Origin of the sequence: Acinetobacter sp. ANC 4218, assembly GCF_002135245.1 — a bacterium.
In the GTDB taxonomy this organism is placed as follows: domain Bacteria; phylum Pseudomonadota; class Gammaproteobacteria; order Pseudomonadales; family Moraxellaceae; genus Acinetobacter.
On record NZ_NEGD01000001.1, the window covers coordinates 1 to 15353 of the forward strand.

General features: G+C 45.3%; 15 protein-coding genes. 5 read left to right on the forward strand and 10 right to left on the reverse strand.

Annotated features, from left to right (window positions below; all coding sequences use genetic code 11):
- On the reverse strand, positions 1–201 hold a 201-nt coding region (locus B9T38_RS00005), incomplete at its 3' end, for a MerR family transcriptional regulator (RefSeq protein ID WP_143222626.1).
- 755 nt (positions 202–956) lie between these two features.
- Here B9T38_RS00005 and B9T38_RS00010 point away from each other — a divergent pair.
- The 5 genes from B9T38_RS00010 (at position 957) to B9T38_RS00030 (ending at position 5080) form a co-directional block, all read left to right on the forward strand.
- Complete coding sequence (locus B9T38_RS00010) at positions 957–1901, forward strand: ABC transporter permease (protein ID WP_086194856.1); 945 nt, start codon at positions 957–959, stop codon at positions 1899–1901.
- Positions 1901–2782, forward strand: coding sequence for an ABC transporter ATP-binding protein (locus tag B9T38_RS00015; protein ID WP_086195122.1), 882 nt, complete (start codon positions 1901–1903; stop codon positions 2780–2782). The genes B9T38_RS00010 and B9T38_RS00015 overlap by 1 nt, the downstream gene beginning before the upstream one ends.
- A gap of 77 nt (positions 2783–2859) precedes the next feature.
- Positions 2860–3867: an isopenicillin N synthase family dioxygenase gene (locus tag B9T38_RS00020; protein WP_086194857.1), complete on the forward strand. Its 1008-nt coding sequence runs from the start codon at positions 2860–2862 to the stop codon at positions 3865–3867.
- A complete protein-coding gene (locus B9T38_RS00025; protein WP_086194858.1) occupies positions 3864–4742 on the forward strand; it encodes a hypothetical protein in 879 nt (292 codons plus the stop codon). Before B9T38_RS00020 ends, B9T38_RS00025 begins: the two co-directional genes overlap by 4 nt.
- 8 nt (positions 4743–4750) lie before the next feature.
- A complete protein-coding gene (locus B9T38_RS00030) occupies positions 4751–5080 on the forward strand; it encodes a DMT family transporter (protein WP_086194859.1) in 330 nt (109 codons plus the stop codon).
- A 76-nt stretch (positions 5081–5156) separates the two neighbouring features.
- On the opposite strand, the gene B9T38_RS00035 is transcribed toward B9T38_RS00030, so the two are convergent.
- The 9 genes from B9T38_RS00035 to B9T38_RS00070 form a co-directional block, all read right to left on the reverse strand.
- Positions 5157–6179 (reverse strand): ABC transporter substrate-binding protein, encoded by a 1023-nt coding sequence (locus B9T38_RS00035; RefSeq protein WP_086194860.1) that lies wholly within the window; start codon positions 6177–6179, stop codon positions 5157–5159.
- The gene (gene atzF, locus B9T38_RS00040; RefSeq protein WP_086194861.1) at positions 6176–7984 is read right to left on the reverse strand and encodes an allophanate hydrolase; all 1809 of its coding nucleotides are present in this window, start codon (positions 7982–7984) and stop codon (positions 6176–6178) included. Before atzF ends, B9T38_RS00035 begins: the two co-directional genes overlap by 4 nt.
- Positions 7981–8433 (reverse strand): CopG family ribbon-helix-helix protein, encoded by a 453-nt coding sequence (locus B9T38_RS00045; protein ID WP_086194862.1) that lies wholly within the window; start codon positions 8431–8433, stop codon positions 7981–7983. The genes atzF and B9T38_RS00045 overlap by 4 nt, the downstream gene beginning before the upstream one ends.
- Entirely contained in the window at positions 8426–8551 is a 126-nt protein-coding gene (locus B9T38_RS17075) for a hypothetical protein (protein WP_266096747.1), read from the reverse strand. Before B9T38_RS17075 ends, B9T38_RS00045 begins: the two co-directional genes overlap by 8 nt.
- A gap of 519 nt (positions 8552–9070) precedes the next feature.
- Positions 9071–9274: a hypothetical protein gene (locus B9T38_RS00050; RefSeq protein WP_086194863.1), complete on the reverse strand. Its 204-nt coding sequence runs from the start codon at positions 9272–9274 to the stop codon at positions 9071–9073.
- A 3-nt stretch (positions 9275–9277) separates the two neighbouring features.
- Complete coding sequence (locus B9T38_RS00055; protein ID WP_086194864.1) at positions 9278–10201, reverse strand: Abi family protein; 924 nt, start codon at positions 10199–10201, stop codon at positions 9278–9280.
- A gap of 122 nt (positions 10202–10323) precedes the next feature.
- A complete protein-coding gene (uca, locus tag B9T38_RS00060; protein WP_086194865.1) occupies positions 10324–13929 on the reverse strand; it encodes an urea carboxylase in 3606 nt (1201 codons plus the stop codon).
- Between the two features lie 3 nt (positions 13930–13932).
- Positions 13933–14595 carry an urea amidolyase associated protein UAAP2 gene (locus tag B9T38_RS00065; RefSeq protein ID WP_086194866.1) on the reverse strand — a complete coding sequence of 221 codons (663 nt, stop codon included), beginning with the start codon at positions 14593–14595 and terminating at the stop codon, positions 13933–13935.
- Positions 14596–14609: 14 nt separating this feature from the next.
- On the reverse strand, positions 14610–15341 hold the full coding sequence (locus B9T38_RS00070; RefSeq protein WP_086194867.1) for an urea amidolyase associated protein UAAP1: 732 nt from the start codon (positions 15339–15341) through the stop codon (positions 14610–14612).
- Between the last annotated feature and the right edge of the window lie 12 nt (positions 15342–15353).

Here is a 15353-nt window from a genome sequence, read left to right on the forward strand (position 1 = left end):
TGCGTATGCAATGGTTTTCCTTTGAAGTTGACTATCGGGCTTGTGTATTTGCTCAGGCATGATCTTACTCAGATCATATCGTCTATGATTTTTAGGGGTTCGATCTGCAACCAAAGTGCCTTCTTCATCCCAACGCCTTAATGTTTGAATGGAAACACCTAATGTTTTAGCTGCAACGCTAATGCTTACATATTTACTCATGTTGTATATAATAGTATAGAAATAAGTAGATTTCAATTAGCAGTTACAAACCCTGAGTTTTTATCTGGCTATGGCAGGATTATACAAATATTTTAAAGGCGCAATATCTCGGGTGGTGATAACTGCAAGCTCCCACTCAGGTGGGTCGTTTGGCTTATTCAGTAGACTGGTACCCTTCAGCCAGCTTCAGAATATTCAGTGGATGAGTTAGAGAAAATAGCAACATATTTTAAGGATCGAGAAAGATGCGTAGATAGCTGCGCCTTGAGGTTAAGCAGAATGTCAATTTCTAATTTATTTACTGTAATCTGTTTACATACCAAAAGTAGCGAAATGATGAGCTAACTATCGCTATATGTCTGATCAAATTGTAGAAATTCTTCCATTTTTTAGTTTTTACATTATTGTTTAACTGCCCGTTTAAAAGCTTTCAATACTTGCTCTCTGGTACTCGCCACCCATTAAACCAGATCATGGTTGAGGCTAGCTCCTTCCCCATCTATCTAAGCCACCTGATTTTAGTTTCCACGTTTTTTAACCAAGGGCTAAACACACCAGATGATGGCCTGCACAACGTTCCCGCTTCTAAAGCCTTTGTCCTATGTAAAAGGTGGCATCATGCGTAATTTAAACATCAGTTTCTTTCAGCTTAGGCTATTTCCAGCAGTCCATTGAATGAAAACAATAATTTTGGCACCTATTTTGCTTAATCAGTATTACGTTTTATAAAAATTGTAATATTGAGGGGCAACACTATGGGTTACGTTGCACGTGAACTCAGTCAAAGAAATAAACTGCTGTTTGGCTTGGGGTCTTTTTTAATACCGGTCTTGATTTGGTGTGCAGTCAGCTATTTACCCTTTATCTGGCATCCACAAGTCCAGATTGCCGATTCAGGCAGCGTGAACTATTTACAGGTCGGTAGTCGCATTGATAAAGACGTCTTTTTCTCTGCCGCCCAGTCTGCGCTAGATCAAGGTCTGGCTCCACCTCAAGGGATTCTGGTGAATCCGATCTATCTGCCCGCCCCACATGAAGTGGCGATTGCCCTGGTCACGGCATTCACCACTGAACCTGCACAGGCCAATACACCCTGGTTCCATGAAAGCCTGTGGCACAGTATCAAACTGGTCTTTAGTGCTTTCTTTATTTCTTCGCTGATCGGGATTCCACTCGGTATTTTATGTGGTTTCTCTCACAAAATTTCCCAGCTGACCGAGCCTTTTGTTGAATTTTTCCGCTACCTGCCTGCCCCGGCCTTTGGTGCACTTGCGGTTGCTATTTTAGGGATCAATGATGCACCGAAAATTGCCATCATTGTCATTGGCACCCTGTTCCAGCAAATCCTGATTATTGCCAATACCACACGTCTGGTGGACCGTAGCCTGATTGAAGCCGGTTTTACCTTAGGCACCAATAAAATGAAAAGCTTGTTTTATGTGGTCATTCCAGCGGCCCTTCCTGAAATTTACCGCAATCTGCGTGTCCTGCTCGGCTGGGCATGGACCTATCTGATCGTGGCTGAACTGATCGGCAGTACCTCGGGGATTACCTGGTTTATTACCCAGCAAGCCCGTTACCAGAATTTTGACAATGTCTTTGCCGCGATCCTGATCATTGGGGTGATTGGTCTGCTTTGCGATGTGATGTTAATGAAACTGGGACAACGCCTATTTAAATGGAAACCGGGAGCAAATTAATGCAAAACCCTGAATTTAATACCCGCGAATACTTTGACAAGATTTATAGCCGTCCGGTGATTCTGGAAGCGAAACAGCTGACGCAAAAATTCAGTCATGGCAAAACTGAACGTACGGTTTTAAATGCCCTGGATCTCAAAATTCATAAGCGTGAGTTTATCTGTGTGATTGGTCCTTCTGGTTGTGGAAAGTCTACGTTTAGCCGTGTAGTAGCAGGACTAGACCCGTATAGCAGTGGTGAGATTCTGGTCGATGGCCAGCCGATTACCGGTCCGAGTCCGGAACGTGGCATGGTGTTTCAGGGCTATACCCTGTTCCCATGGAAAACCGTCAAAGAAAATGTCATGTTTGGCCCAAAAATGAAAGGCCAAAGTAATGCCTCAGCCGAAGCGCAGGCACGTGAATGGATCAATATCATTGGTCTGGAAAAATATCAGGACCAGTATCCGCATCAGCTTTCTGGTGGGATGAAACAGCGTGTCGCAATTGCCCGTGCGCTGGTCAATGAACCCAAGGTCTTGCTGATGGATGAACCTTTTGGTGCGCTGGATCCGCATACACGCCAGAAAATGCAGCGTCACCTGATGGATTTGTGGCAGAACATCGACATCACCATCATTTTCGTGACCCACGATATGGATGAAGCGATTTTGCTGGCCGACCGGATTGTGGCCTTGAAAGCCAATCCTGGTGAAATTAAAGAAATTATCGAAGTGAATCTGCCACGTCCACGTCATCCCGATCTCCTGCTGACGCCGGAATTTAAACAGCTGCGTGAGCATGTCGATCACCTGGTGCATGCCCAGGAAGATGAACTGGATCCTGCACTGGCGGATCTGCCGGAGATTCCGCGTCTGACTAAAGTGAGCACCAGCAAATAATCAGGTTAAAAGCACCTTTGGGACGACCCAAAGGTTTTAATCGCTGTGTTGGACGACCAACAATTAAGGTGATTGCCATGCAAGACCCATATGTACTCCCGCTTATTGATATCTCCAAACTGCAAAGTCCACATCTGGCCGACCGTCTTGAAGTCGCTCATGCTCTGGATCAGGCCTGCAAAGAGGTTGGCTTTCTCTATCTGCAAGGTCACCAATTTAATTTTGACTATGCCAAAGCCCTGATTGAAATTGCCCAATCCTATTTTTCACAGGATCTGGACAGCAAGATGCTGCACTATATTGGTCAATCCAGTAACCATAGTGGTTATGTGCCCATCGGTGAAGAACAGTTTGCCGGGAATAGCTATGACCTAAAAGAAGCCTATGATGTCAATTATGACTATCAGGGACCTAAAACGAATTGTCCGTTACTTGGCCGAACCTTATGGCCGGAAGACCCCAATTTCAAGGCGGTGGTCAGTCAGTATTACAGCCATCTGCGCGAGATCAGCCAGCAGATTTTTGCTGCTTTTGCACTGGCACTGGGCGTTCACGAGGACTTTTTTGAGCGCAAAATTACCGATGCCCCAAGCCAGTTACGCCTAATTCATTATCCCTATAATCCAGAAGTCACAGATGCCGAAGGGATTGGCGCACACACCGACTATGAATGCTTTACCTTGCTGCTACCCACTGCACCCGGTTTGCAGGTACTGAATAAAGCCGGTGAGTGGATCGATATTCCTCTGATTGAAAATACCCTGGTGATGAATATCGGTGACATGATGGAAATTCTGTCCAATGGTCAATACCTGGCGACCAAGCATCGGGTGAAAAAGGTTTCTGAAGAACGTTATTCTTTTCCGCTGTTTTGTGCCTGTAACTATGACACCGTGATTGAACCGGTCATTCAAACTGAAGATTGCAAATATGCTGCTCTAATTGGTGGCGAACATCTGTTTAACCAGACTGCACAAACGTTTCATTATTTAAAACAACGTATCGCTTCCGGTGAACTGGTCTTGAAAAATGCGGTCCCGCTGTCCTCCTTTGGCCTTGAAGAACAGCCAGAGGCAGCATCATGAATCTGTTTGAAGCGCTCAAAACTTTAACACCGATAAGCCACCAGTCCGAAGTCATTCCGAACTTTTTATACGGTGCTTTCCGGCGCAAAAGCATCAGCTTCTTTAATGGCCTGACCGATGAAAACACCATTGTGTACTGGTTTCAGTCGCGCAGCTTTAGCATTGATCTGCGCCTGAAAAGTCAGGGCACACCCGTCGCAGACCGTCAGGGCTGGATTGGCAATACCTTATGGGATGAATCCAAACAGCTGTTGTCCTGGGCAGTCGCTGACTACGCCAATTACCAGAACCATGTGCAATGGCCTGAGCCGGCAAAACTGCATGCAATTGGCAACTGCATTCTGGAATTCTCTCCCAGCAACGTTTATGTCGAAGACTGGCGTCAGCAAGTACAACGCGGTGTGTTTTTAGGTCTGCGACTTCAATCAGCACTTGATGTCCAGTTAGGACAAAAGCTGGAAATGGATGGTGGCCTGATTATCTGTGGCAATTATATGGCCTATGCCCTGACCCGTTTGCCCGATGTACAAAGCACAGTTGCTCAAATGGATTTAAAAGCGGTTGATCCAACTGTTTTTGCTTTAATTGAAAGTTTTGAAGTCTCGATCGGCACAGATGGCCAAACTAAAACGTACAGCACCCGCACCAGTGAAGCAGGTAAAGCTTTTAATCTGGAAAACTTTGAAATTCTTGATGAAACCCGTCTGGTTCAGCATGTAATTTTGGATGGTCGTGAAATCGACCTGATTTTTGCGGTAGATATGTATGTGCCTGACTACGAGTTTCAGCACAGCACTGCGACAACTGCAGAAGCGGAACACTGGCTGAAGTCAGAACAGGATCACCTGATGCATCATGCAGCACGCGTGGTATAGGGAGGAATATGGCTTTTTTATATCTGTCGATTGCCATCATTGCAGAAGTCATTGCGACTTCTGCCCTGAAAGCCTCCAATGGCTTTAGTGTGCTCTGGCCATCTCTGGCCACCATTCTTGGATATGCCGTTGCGCTATTCTTTCTGTCACTGACCATGAAAACCATTCCGATGGGCATTGCTTATGCGATCTGGTCCGGTGCCGGCATTATCCTGATTTCAACGGTTGGCCTGCTGGTGTTTAAACAGCAACTGGATCTTCCGGCACTGATCGGACTGGCATTGATGATCATGGGTATTATTTTTATCAATGTGTTTTCTAAAAGCACTGAACTTTAAATTTTTGATGTTTATCTGACTATAAAAAATCCCCAGCCTGATCAGGCTGGGGATTTTTCATGCACTAGATCTGGCTTTATTTCAGCTCTTGTACCAATGTCGGCACAATGACAGCATCGACATTCATTTCAGTGCTATAAATGCCATTGGTCACATTGAATTTATTGACATGGTAGCTGGAACCATAGATCGAATCGAAGCCATGGCCTTTAGTAAAGACTTTCTTGTTCGCCTCTAAGTCCAACAGATGTGTCCCCTCGATAAACTGCATATAGGCTTTGGCATCGACTCCGACCCGTTTGGCCATAATCCGGGCCGCATCTTCACGAGTCGCCGGATCATTAATATATTTTACCGTTTTATCCCAAACCTGGATCAGCTTTTTCCATTGTTCCTGGTTGGCTTGCAGATGTGCTGGATTCACCGTCAGGGTATCGTAGATCAGGCCGGCTTTATCTTTAGAACTAAAAATAATCTTTGAACCGGCAACAGCAGATAGAGCCTGATTGGCGACCGGCTGCCATACGGCAATCGCATCAATATCTGGAGTATTAAAGACCTGAGGCAGTTCATTGGTCATGGTATTGACCAGCTTGACATCGTTCAGCTTGATTTTGGCATCATCCAGTGCAGTCGACAGCAGCAGGTGATCGACCAGACCTTTTTCAGTCGCCACTGTTTTGCCTTTCAGTTCCTGAATCGTATTAATCCCCGGTTTAGCGATAATGACGTCATTTCCCGCCGAATAGTCGGTCGCCATGATCATTACGCCTTTGGTGCCACCTGAACCAGTCACCAGATTATCGCCGTTGGTGACCATGACTGCATCCAGCTGGTTTGCAGCAAAAGCAGACAAGGAAGCCGAATAGTCAAACCATTTAAAATCGGCATTTACGCCAGCTTCTTTTAACCAGCCTTTTTCAATAGCGACTTGCCAAGCCACCCAGCCCGGCCAGTCACTATAACCAATACGGATCGGCTGGGTTTGGACACTAGCGCCTGCCTTGGCATCTGATTCTGGCACCTTAGCCGTATTGTCACAGCCACTCAATAAAATGACGCCACAAATTGATGCGGCTAAACTTAGTTTTTTCATCATGGTGCAATTTCCCCTATACAATTACATTTAAAACGCGTGTTTGAAGGTTGTTTTGATTGAATAAAGTCACGCCAGCCACCGAAATGGCTGATGTCAGTGGCATCTTCCAGCGCATAGCCTTCACAGATAAAGCCTTTGAGCCAACGGCCATCTGCCAGCTGAACATTGCCAATACCGAGCGGTGCCGGTACTTCCGCAACAATCTGACCAAAATTAGCAAATGGAATATCCCAGACTTCGACTGCAATCTTCTGACCTGTGCTGCTGTACTGCAGGCCCGGTTTAGGCGGTGTGGTATTTTTCAAGGCATACAGTTTATAACGGGCGGCGGTCTGGGTGGCTTGCAGCAAGGTTCCGCCACGTGTGGTCAGTTGGAAGTTCAACGGCATGCCCGTCAGGTGTGCACCTACGACTGCGAGTTTGACCGAATGCTGAGATTGAATCGGCATTGTTGGAGCGTAAGTTTTTTGCGAAGTCCCCAGCGTTAAAACGGTCGCTTGCTGCCAGCGTTGAGCAAAGTTGGCCAAGGCCTGATCCATCCAGGCAGGAGCAATAAAGGTCACACCGCTTGGCAGGCCATCGGCACGAATGCTATTTGGCAGTGCCAAAGCTGACAGATCGGCAAAATTGACGAAATTGGTATAGGCACCCATATGGCTGTTTTTGACCAGTGGGTCTGCTTCAACCTCGGCAATCTTGTAAATGGTCGGTGCGGTAGGCACCATCAAGGCATCAAAGTCCGCCAATGCCAGATTGATTTGGCGCGCCAGCTGGGCACGTTCATATTCCGCCTGCATCATATCGACAGCGTTGAAGTTGTCCGCCTGACTGATGATCTGGCGAATCACCGGATGGGTCACCTCACGCGAGACCATTTTCTCTACGGCGCTGCAACGCTCTGCGACCCAGGCCTTGTTATATAAAGCCGAAGCCAGCTGATTGAAGATGCTGAAATCAATCGCTTCGACCGCATAGCCCAGCTGTTTGGCACGAGCGATCGCCAGGTCAAAAGCTTTTTCAGATTCAGCATCACCATAGAATTCCAGCTGTGCCGGAATGGCAATTTTGCCTTTGGAAAACTGGGTAGGCACATTGGCTGGATGCTGGCGTGAATACTCATCAGATGTATCATAGCCTTGCATTAGCTGAGCCACTTGCCAGGCATCATCCACCGTCAAGGCAAAAATTGAAATCACATCAATGGTACGGCAAGCTGGAATCAGCCCCGAAGTTGAGAACCAGCCCTTGGTCGGTTTAAGCCCCACAATATTGTTATGTCCTGCTGGCACACGGCCCGAACCTGCGGTATCTGTGCCTAAACTGAAAGGCACCAGACCATTAGCAACCGCCACAGATGAACCCGAACTTGAACCACCACTGATATAGTCTGGATGAAAGCTATTTTTCACTGCACCGTATGGAGAACGTACACCGACCAGACCGGTTGCAAACTGGTCCAGATTGGTTTTACCCACCACAATTGCACCAGCCGCTTTCAACTTGGCAACCACTGTTGCATCCTGGCTGGCCAGATAAGTAGCTTCTTTACAGGCCACCGTGCTATAAAAACCGGCAACATCAATATTGTCTTTCACCGCAAATGGAATACCGTACAGTGGCAGGTCTGCTACGGATTTACCCTTTAGAGTATCAATTTGGGTTTGGAGTTGCTGCTCGGTGGCAATGGAAATCCAGGCATGATCGTCATTGTTAAACGATGCGACATAAGAGATCAGGTCCTGTAACTGGATCTGCTGCTGTTGGTAAGCTTTCTGCCAGTCCTGAATTGTCCATAAAGTGTTCATGACAATACTCCTTTATTGGTATTTTGGGGAATCGGAGGCATCACGGCATCCATCAGTTCCAGGTGCCCTTTGAGCATCCCTTTCAATGCAATAAATTGTTCACTAATTTCTTTCAGGTCACTGCTCACGCCCTGCATCAGCATCACCTGCAGGACCTTTTCATCATCCAGCTGGATATGTAACGAGCTGATCACCTGTTCCAGATATTGCTGTTGCAAGTCCACCAGCTGGGAACGTAGCGGCTTAAGGCTGACGTCATAGACCAGCGTCAATGTGCCGACCATCACTTCATCGTGTGCCACTAGATCGTCAATCAAATAGCGGTTAATCATGTCGAGAATAGCCTGAGAACGGCTTTCGTAATGTTGCTCGACAATCTTTTGATCGAGTGCCTGAAGCGTGCTTTCTGGCAGGGTGATACTAATCCGTGCCAATTTTTGTTTAGCCACGGCGGTATTCCTTGTGCTGTGCAGATTGCTGTAAATGCAGTCCTGCACGTACGCTTAAAAGCTCAACTAAAAATTTCAGCCATGGATGCAGCTTTTTATTCGAGTCTGGATGATTCATGTGCATCTCCTACAGGTATTACAAAACTGGTATTTCGTATTACTTGCTAAAATGCAGAAAACGTGCCAATTGTGGCGATGGGATAAAATAAAAACGGCTAAAAAAAGCCCCAGTACGCTGAGCTGGGGCCTGTTTTAAATCAGGGGGTTATTGATGATTTCACCGGTTCGATTGCTTTTATTCTTCATGTACAGTTATTTTTTTTATACATGATGGATTGACCGATGAGTATGGTTGAGTGATCAAGTAAATGGCTCTCCTCTGTTTATCTGTCATATAAATAAAGGCAGGAAGCGTGCCAGCTTAGTTGTTATAAATAAAATTATGTAAAAACAGTTATTTATTAAAATAAAAAGTACTTTAAAATATTGATCAAATGTTTATGCGCCAAGATTGATCAGATTTGCACCAAAACAATGTCATTTAAAACATAAAATTGTGCTGTGTAGTCTTGGGTGAATGGTTTCGAGTTTACCAATAAACAATTCTACAATTTTCGGATTGAGCTAATCGAACTTTTTAAGCACGATTTTTGTGAACTCGAGCTCGTAGCTCTTTTAGACTCATCTTTACGGTTTCATCATTTTTAGCTTCTTCTGCAAGTTTTAATAATTGAATATCTTCTTTAACAAGATCATTCAAAATTATTTTTGCATTTTCAAAAATACGATTTTGACTTTCAATACTATGCATTCCTAAAAGTTCTTCTAGTTTTTTAGCCATCTTTTATAAATTCCAAATAGGATGATCTTCCCATTTTTCAGGGAAACCCATCGCAACACGCCAATTCTCATTTTTCAGTATAGGTTTTAATAGTTTATTCAGTTGATTGCACCACTCTGTATCAAAACCTGTCGGTCTGAGTAATGTTTTTAATATTAAGAGTACATAGAAGATACGTTTGTTGGTCGGTGTAATAGGTGGTTGCCAATTGGGATCTTTATCGACTTTGGATTTAATTGCTAATTCTTTATTCCATAATCGCCCATGATGTGCACAAGTATTTCGTACATACGTCAATATGTGCAACCATTCAGCTAATTTTTCATGATGTACTGAAAAGTGCTGTGAAACTTCCTTTTTATCTTCTATACCTTCAGACTTATTGTTCTTCAAGCCCTGATATAAAAAAGATAATGATCCCAAACTTAAAACTTCTGTCAGCATCCAAATAGGAATTTTTGGAAATCCGATATAGTTTTGTTCAAAATGTTGAATGAATGTATCTTTTGAACGCTCAACCTCTTTATTACAGTTGTTGATAAAACTGCTATGCTTAAATTTTGGATGAAAGTTTGTTACCTGATAAATTCCAAAAGCACCATACTTATGCACCATAAAATAGGTAATCTGTGTACGTAGATAAGTTTCAATCATCTCTATGGCATTAAAGACTTGTAACCTGAGTTCTGTATCAAACTCGTATAGCTGAACAATGCTTTCAAATCTTGTATTAGGTTGAAATGTATCTAAAATTTTATATTCTTGTCGTACACGATAAGGATACCAATATGCACTTAAACGATAATAACCATATTTAGACAATACAGATTCAGCCCAAGCATGATTATGAATAATCATGCCTTTGTCTTCCAAATGATTTACCTGTTCGATATATGAGAGTGGCTTTTTATTGTAGATTTTCAACATGGTTCATTATATTCAGACATAAAAAACCGCCAAGGTTGCGCGGACTCCCGAAGAAGAACTAAGCGTGGCGGCTGTATTAAGTATTATACTAACGACAATTGTCTCTATTAGCAAGTTATTCTTTAAGCCACTGGCGCCAAGGTAAACAACACCTGCCCCGTCTTCACCGTTTGCCCTTTTTCAATGGTAATGGCATCTACACGCATCCGCTCAGGGGCAATAATTGGAATCTCGATCTTCATCGCTTCAATGACGGCCAAAGTTGCGCCTTCTTCCACAATATCACCCGAAGCACATTCAATTTTCCAGATTGAACCCGGCATATGCGATTCCACTGCACAACCACCATCTGGAATTTCCACACCTTCACCATCATCGACAGCGTCCAGGCTTTCAGACACATATTCCGCCAGCCCTGCTGCATGCCAGCGACGACGTTCTGCATCAAAGTTCGCTTGTTGCACTTCTTTAAATGCTGAAATCGATTCCTGATGTTCCGTTAAGAAGTCATTGTATTCTTTTAAGTTCAATACACCTTCTTCAATACGCAGTTTTAAACGTCCCGCTTTAAAGTCATCACGCATCTGCATCAGTTCCGCTTCAGAGACTTCATAGAACTTGATCTGGTCAAAGAAACGTAGTAACCACGGTTTACCTTGTTCAAAGTCGGCATTTTTACGGTAGCGTGACCACATTTGCGTAGTACGACCAACAAACTGATAACCACCCGGGCCTTCCATGCCGTACACACACATATAGGCACCGCCAATCCCCACGGCATTTTCAGGTGTCCAGGTCCGTGCCGGGTTATATTTGGTGGTGACCAGAAGCTGACGTGGATCAAGCGGGGTCGCCACAGGCGCACCCAGGTACACATCGCCCAGGCCCATCACCAAGTAACTTGCGTCATAAACCACATCTTTCACGGCTTGTTTATCTTTTAAGCCATTAATACGGCGAATAAACTCGATATTGTCTGGACACCACGGCGCATCTGGACGCACAGTTTGCATATAACGTTCAGTTGCCAGTTGGGTTTGAGAATCTTCCCAGGCCAGTGGCAGATACACGGTACGCGATGGCACTTGCATTGCTGTCACATCCGGCAGTTCAGCTTCAGCGACTTGCAACAGACGCAGCAGGTCGAGCTGATCCAGCTGGATCGAATCAAAATGGATTTGCAGTGAACGGATGCCCGGCGTCAGGTCAATAATGCCGGCTATATTCTGTTTCTGTACCCATTGCATCAGTGCATGGATACGGAAACGCAGGTTAAGATCTAAAACCAGCTCGCCATATTCCACCAGCATATAGTTATTGCCAGCAGGACGATAGACTACATCCGGTAGACCATTTTGACCTTTTAAGGTATCTAAAATGGCTGATTTTAAGGTGCTGATTTCAGGGTAGAACGATTCATCAAATGCCATAGCTTGGGTATCAGAAGCTTCTAATTGTGCATGATATTTTTCATTTAAAAGTTTTGCTTGGTGGTAGCTGACAGGGACAAACTTGACTTTATCGCCGGCTTTCAGCTGACCGAGTTTCCACAGTTCTGAATTAATCACTACGGCTGGACAGACGAACCCCCCCAGACTTGGTCCATCTGGACCCAAAATAATCGGCATATCCCCGGTGAAGTCAATCGCGCCAATGGCATAGGCATTGTCATGAATATTAGAAGGATGCAGACCGGCTTCACCACCGTCCTCACGTGCCCATTCCGGTTTGGGACCAATCAGACGAATCCCGGTACGGCTGGAGTTAAAGTGAATTTCAAAGCTGTTGGCAAAGAAGGTATCAATGTCATTTTTGGTAAAGAAATCCGGCGCCCCATGTGGGCCGTACATCACCGCAATTTCCCATTCCTGACTAAAAGTCGGAACTTGTTCAGGTGCAAGAGCTTTTACTTCATTAGATGTAAATGCCGTGATTGGCAGCATATCGCCAATTAACAGGTTACGCCCGGCATGACCACCAAACTGGCCCAAGGTAAAGGTCGCTTGTGAACCCAGATATTTCGGGACATTCAGACCGCCCTTGATGCCGATATAGGTACGGCAACCTGTAGCGATTTTGCCACATTTTAAAATCTGGCCTTTACCTACATTCACCGTTTGCCACATCGGTACCTCTACACCATCAAGCGTAGAGGGCATATTACCCCCGGCCAGTACGATCTGGCTATCACAGTGGAATTTCAGTGTCGGGCCTTGCAGGGTACATTCCAGCCCTGCGGTATTAGCTGCATTACCGAGTAACTGGTTGGCGACATTGAGTGACAATGGATCAATCGCACCGGATGGCGGTACACCGACATCCCAGTAACCGAGACGACCAGTGACATCCTGCACAGCAGTCTGAATACCGGCTTGCAGCACTTCAATTTTTTGGGTTTTCCATACAAAGGTATTTAAAAAACGTGTAGTTTGGGTACCGGCTTTAAACACCTCACAGTCGATGATGTTTTGCAGATATTCCAGATTGGTTTCAATCCCCGCAACCTGCGTTTTTGCCAGCGTTTTGGTCATCGCCTGAATCGCAGATTCACGGTCGTCTGCGGTGACAATGATTTTGGCAATCATTGGGTCATAGAATGAGGATACGGTTGAACCGGTTTCTACCCATGTTTCATTGCGGACATGAGCATCAAACTCAACATGGGTCAATAAACCTGCACTGGGCTGGAAGTTCTTGATCGGGTCTTCGGCATACAGACGCACCTGAATAGAATGACCTTTGGCTTCAAGTTTTTCACTTGGTGCTGTCCAGTCGCCGCTGGCCAGAGTTACCATCCATTCCACCAGATCTACGCCAAAGACCTGCTCGGTCACGCCGTGCTCGACTTGCAGACGGGTATTCACTTCCAGAAAGTAAAATTCCTGCGTATCGGTATCCATCACGAATTCAACCGTACCGGCCGAACGGTAATTCACTGATTGCATCAGCTGGATCGCAACATTCTGGATATAAGCACGTTGCTCATCATTGATATGCGGTGCCGGGGTTTCTTCAATCACCTTCTGGTTACGACGCTGTACTGAACAATCACGCTCCCCCAGTGCAAGGACCTGTCCGTTGCCATCACCAAAAATCTGCACTTCGATATGACGGGCGTTTTGTACAAATTTCTCTAGGTATAAACCTGCATCTTTAAAATTGGCTTGAGCTAAGTAAGACACCGTTGCATAAGCATCTTTCAGTTCAGTCTCATTCCAGACCAGACGCATGCCGATGCCGCCACCACCTGCGGTACTTTTTAGCATCACCGGATAGCCAATACGTGCAGCCTCAGTCAGCGCTTCAGCTTCATCTGCCAATAACTGACTGCCCGGCAGTAATGGCACCTTGGCCTGAATCGCCAGTTCACGTGCGGTGTGTTTCAGGCCAAATTTACGCATTTGTGTGGAGTTTGGACCGATAAAGGCAATGCCTTGTGATTCACACAAGTCGCAGAAGTCTGCATTTTCAGACAGGAAACCGTAACCCGGGTGAATGGCCTGCGCACCGGTCTGTTTGGCAACTTCTAGAATTTTCTCAACATTTAAATAGCTTTGACTGGCCGCTGCTTCACCGATATACACCGCTTCATCGGCCAGTGTGACATGCAATGAATCACGGTCGGCTTCTGAATACACCGCAACCGACTGGATACCCAATTTCTTTAAAGTACGGATCACGCGGCAGGCAATCGCGCCACGGTTAGCAATGAGGACTTTATTGAACATGGCTTACTCCTCACCTTCACGGATGATCAGTTGAATTCTAGTTGGGTTATAGGCATTGCAGGGATTATTCAGTTGCGGGCAATTTGAGATCAGTACGATCAAATCCATTTCTGCTTGAATCTCGACAAATTTACCGGGTGCTGAAATGCCATCATCAAATTTCAAATGACCATCTGCTGTCACCGGCACATTCATAAAGAAATTAATGTTTGGACCAATATGACGCACATTCAGGCCATGCTTTTTGGCAATCGGATGCTGAGACAACGCCATCATGAAATTGTTACGGCAGCTGTGCATTGGAAATTTGTCATGCGCATAACGCACGCTGTTACTTTCACATGAACATGCACCGCCTAAAGTATCGTGGCGGCCGCAGTTATCATCCTGAATTTTCGCAATCGCATGGCCAAAGTTGGTATAAAGCGTGGTGCCTTTTTCTAGATAAATCTGTTTATTGATCGCAAGCGTATCGGTTGCGCTGTAACGCTCTTCAGGATTTTTTGCTGAAATAAATAAGGTATCCACCGCCTGATTGCCCTCCAGGTCAACAATACGGAAATACTGTCCTTTCTTGACTTCACCCATCCACGCTTCACCGGCAGGACAGACTTCACTTAATACTGATTTTTCTAAACCATTTCCTAAATTAGCTAATGCAGTCATGATGATTCCCCCAATTAAATGCTGAGTGCGTAGTAACGATTATTGTTTTGGAAAGCACGCTGATTTTGCGGGCATGAATCACGGCAAATATCGGTCTCGGCTAAAGTATTGGCTTTGAACAGTGACAATTGAATATCGGCAGGTTGATACTCAGCACTGTTATCTAAGGCATGGGGTGCTGCAGACAGGAACAGCAGACAGTCCATTTCAAAACGCAGTTCAATGAGCTGATTGGTATGGTCCGATGCCACATAAGACAGCTCACCAGCATCATTTGGCACAACTTTAGAAAACAGATTGACCGTAGCGCTTAAATCTTGAGTCGATAAGCCAAATTTGGTCATCTCTAACAGCAAGCTGTCACGACCATTGCGGTACATGTCATTGCGTGCATCTTGAAAGGTTTTGTTTCCAAACTGTTTTTCAATTTGTACTTTGGTGCTTGGAGCACATAAAACATCATTCCAGCCATGCTCATCTTTGACAATCGATGCCATGACCCGGCCGAGATCTGAATACAGCACATGGCCGGTGCTTAAAAATGCGGTATGCTGCCCTTTTAGACTGTCGGGCATGTTGTAGCGTTCCAGCTTATCTTCAGCATTAACACAGAACAGGGAAACGTTGGCATTGGCACCAAGTGCCTTGAATTGTAGAATTGCGCCTTTTTGAATGCGGCCCGACCAGTGATGCCCGCCTGGCAGGATTTCAGTCCATAAAGTCTGATTGTTATGATAGTCGCCCATTTGCTTGACCTC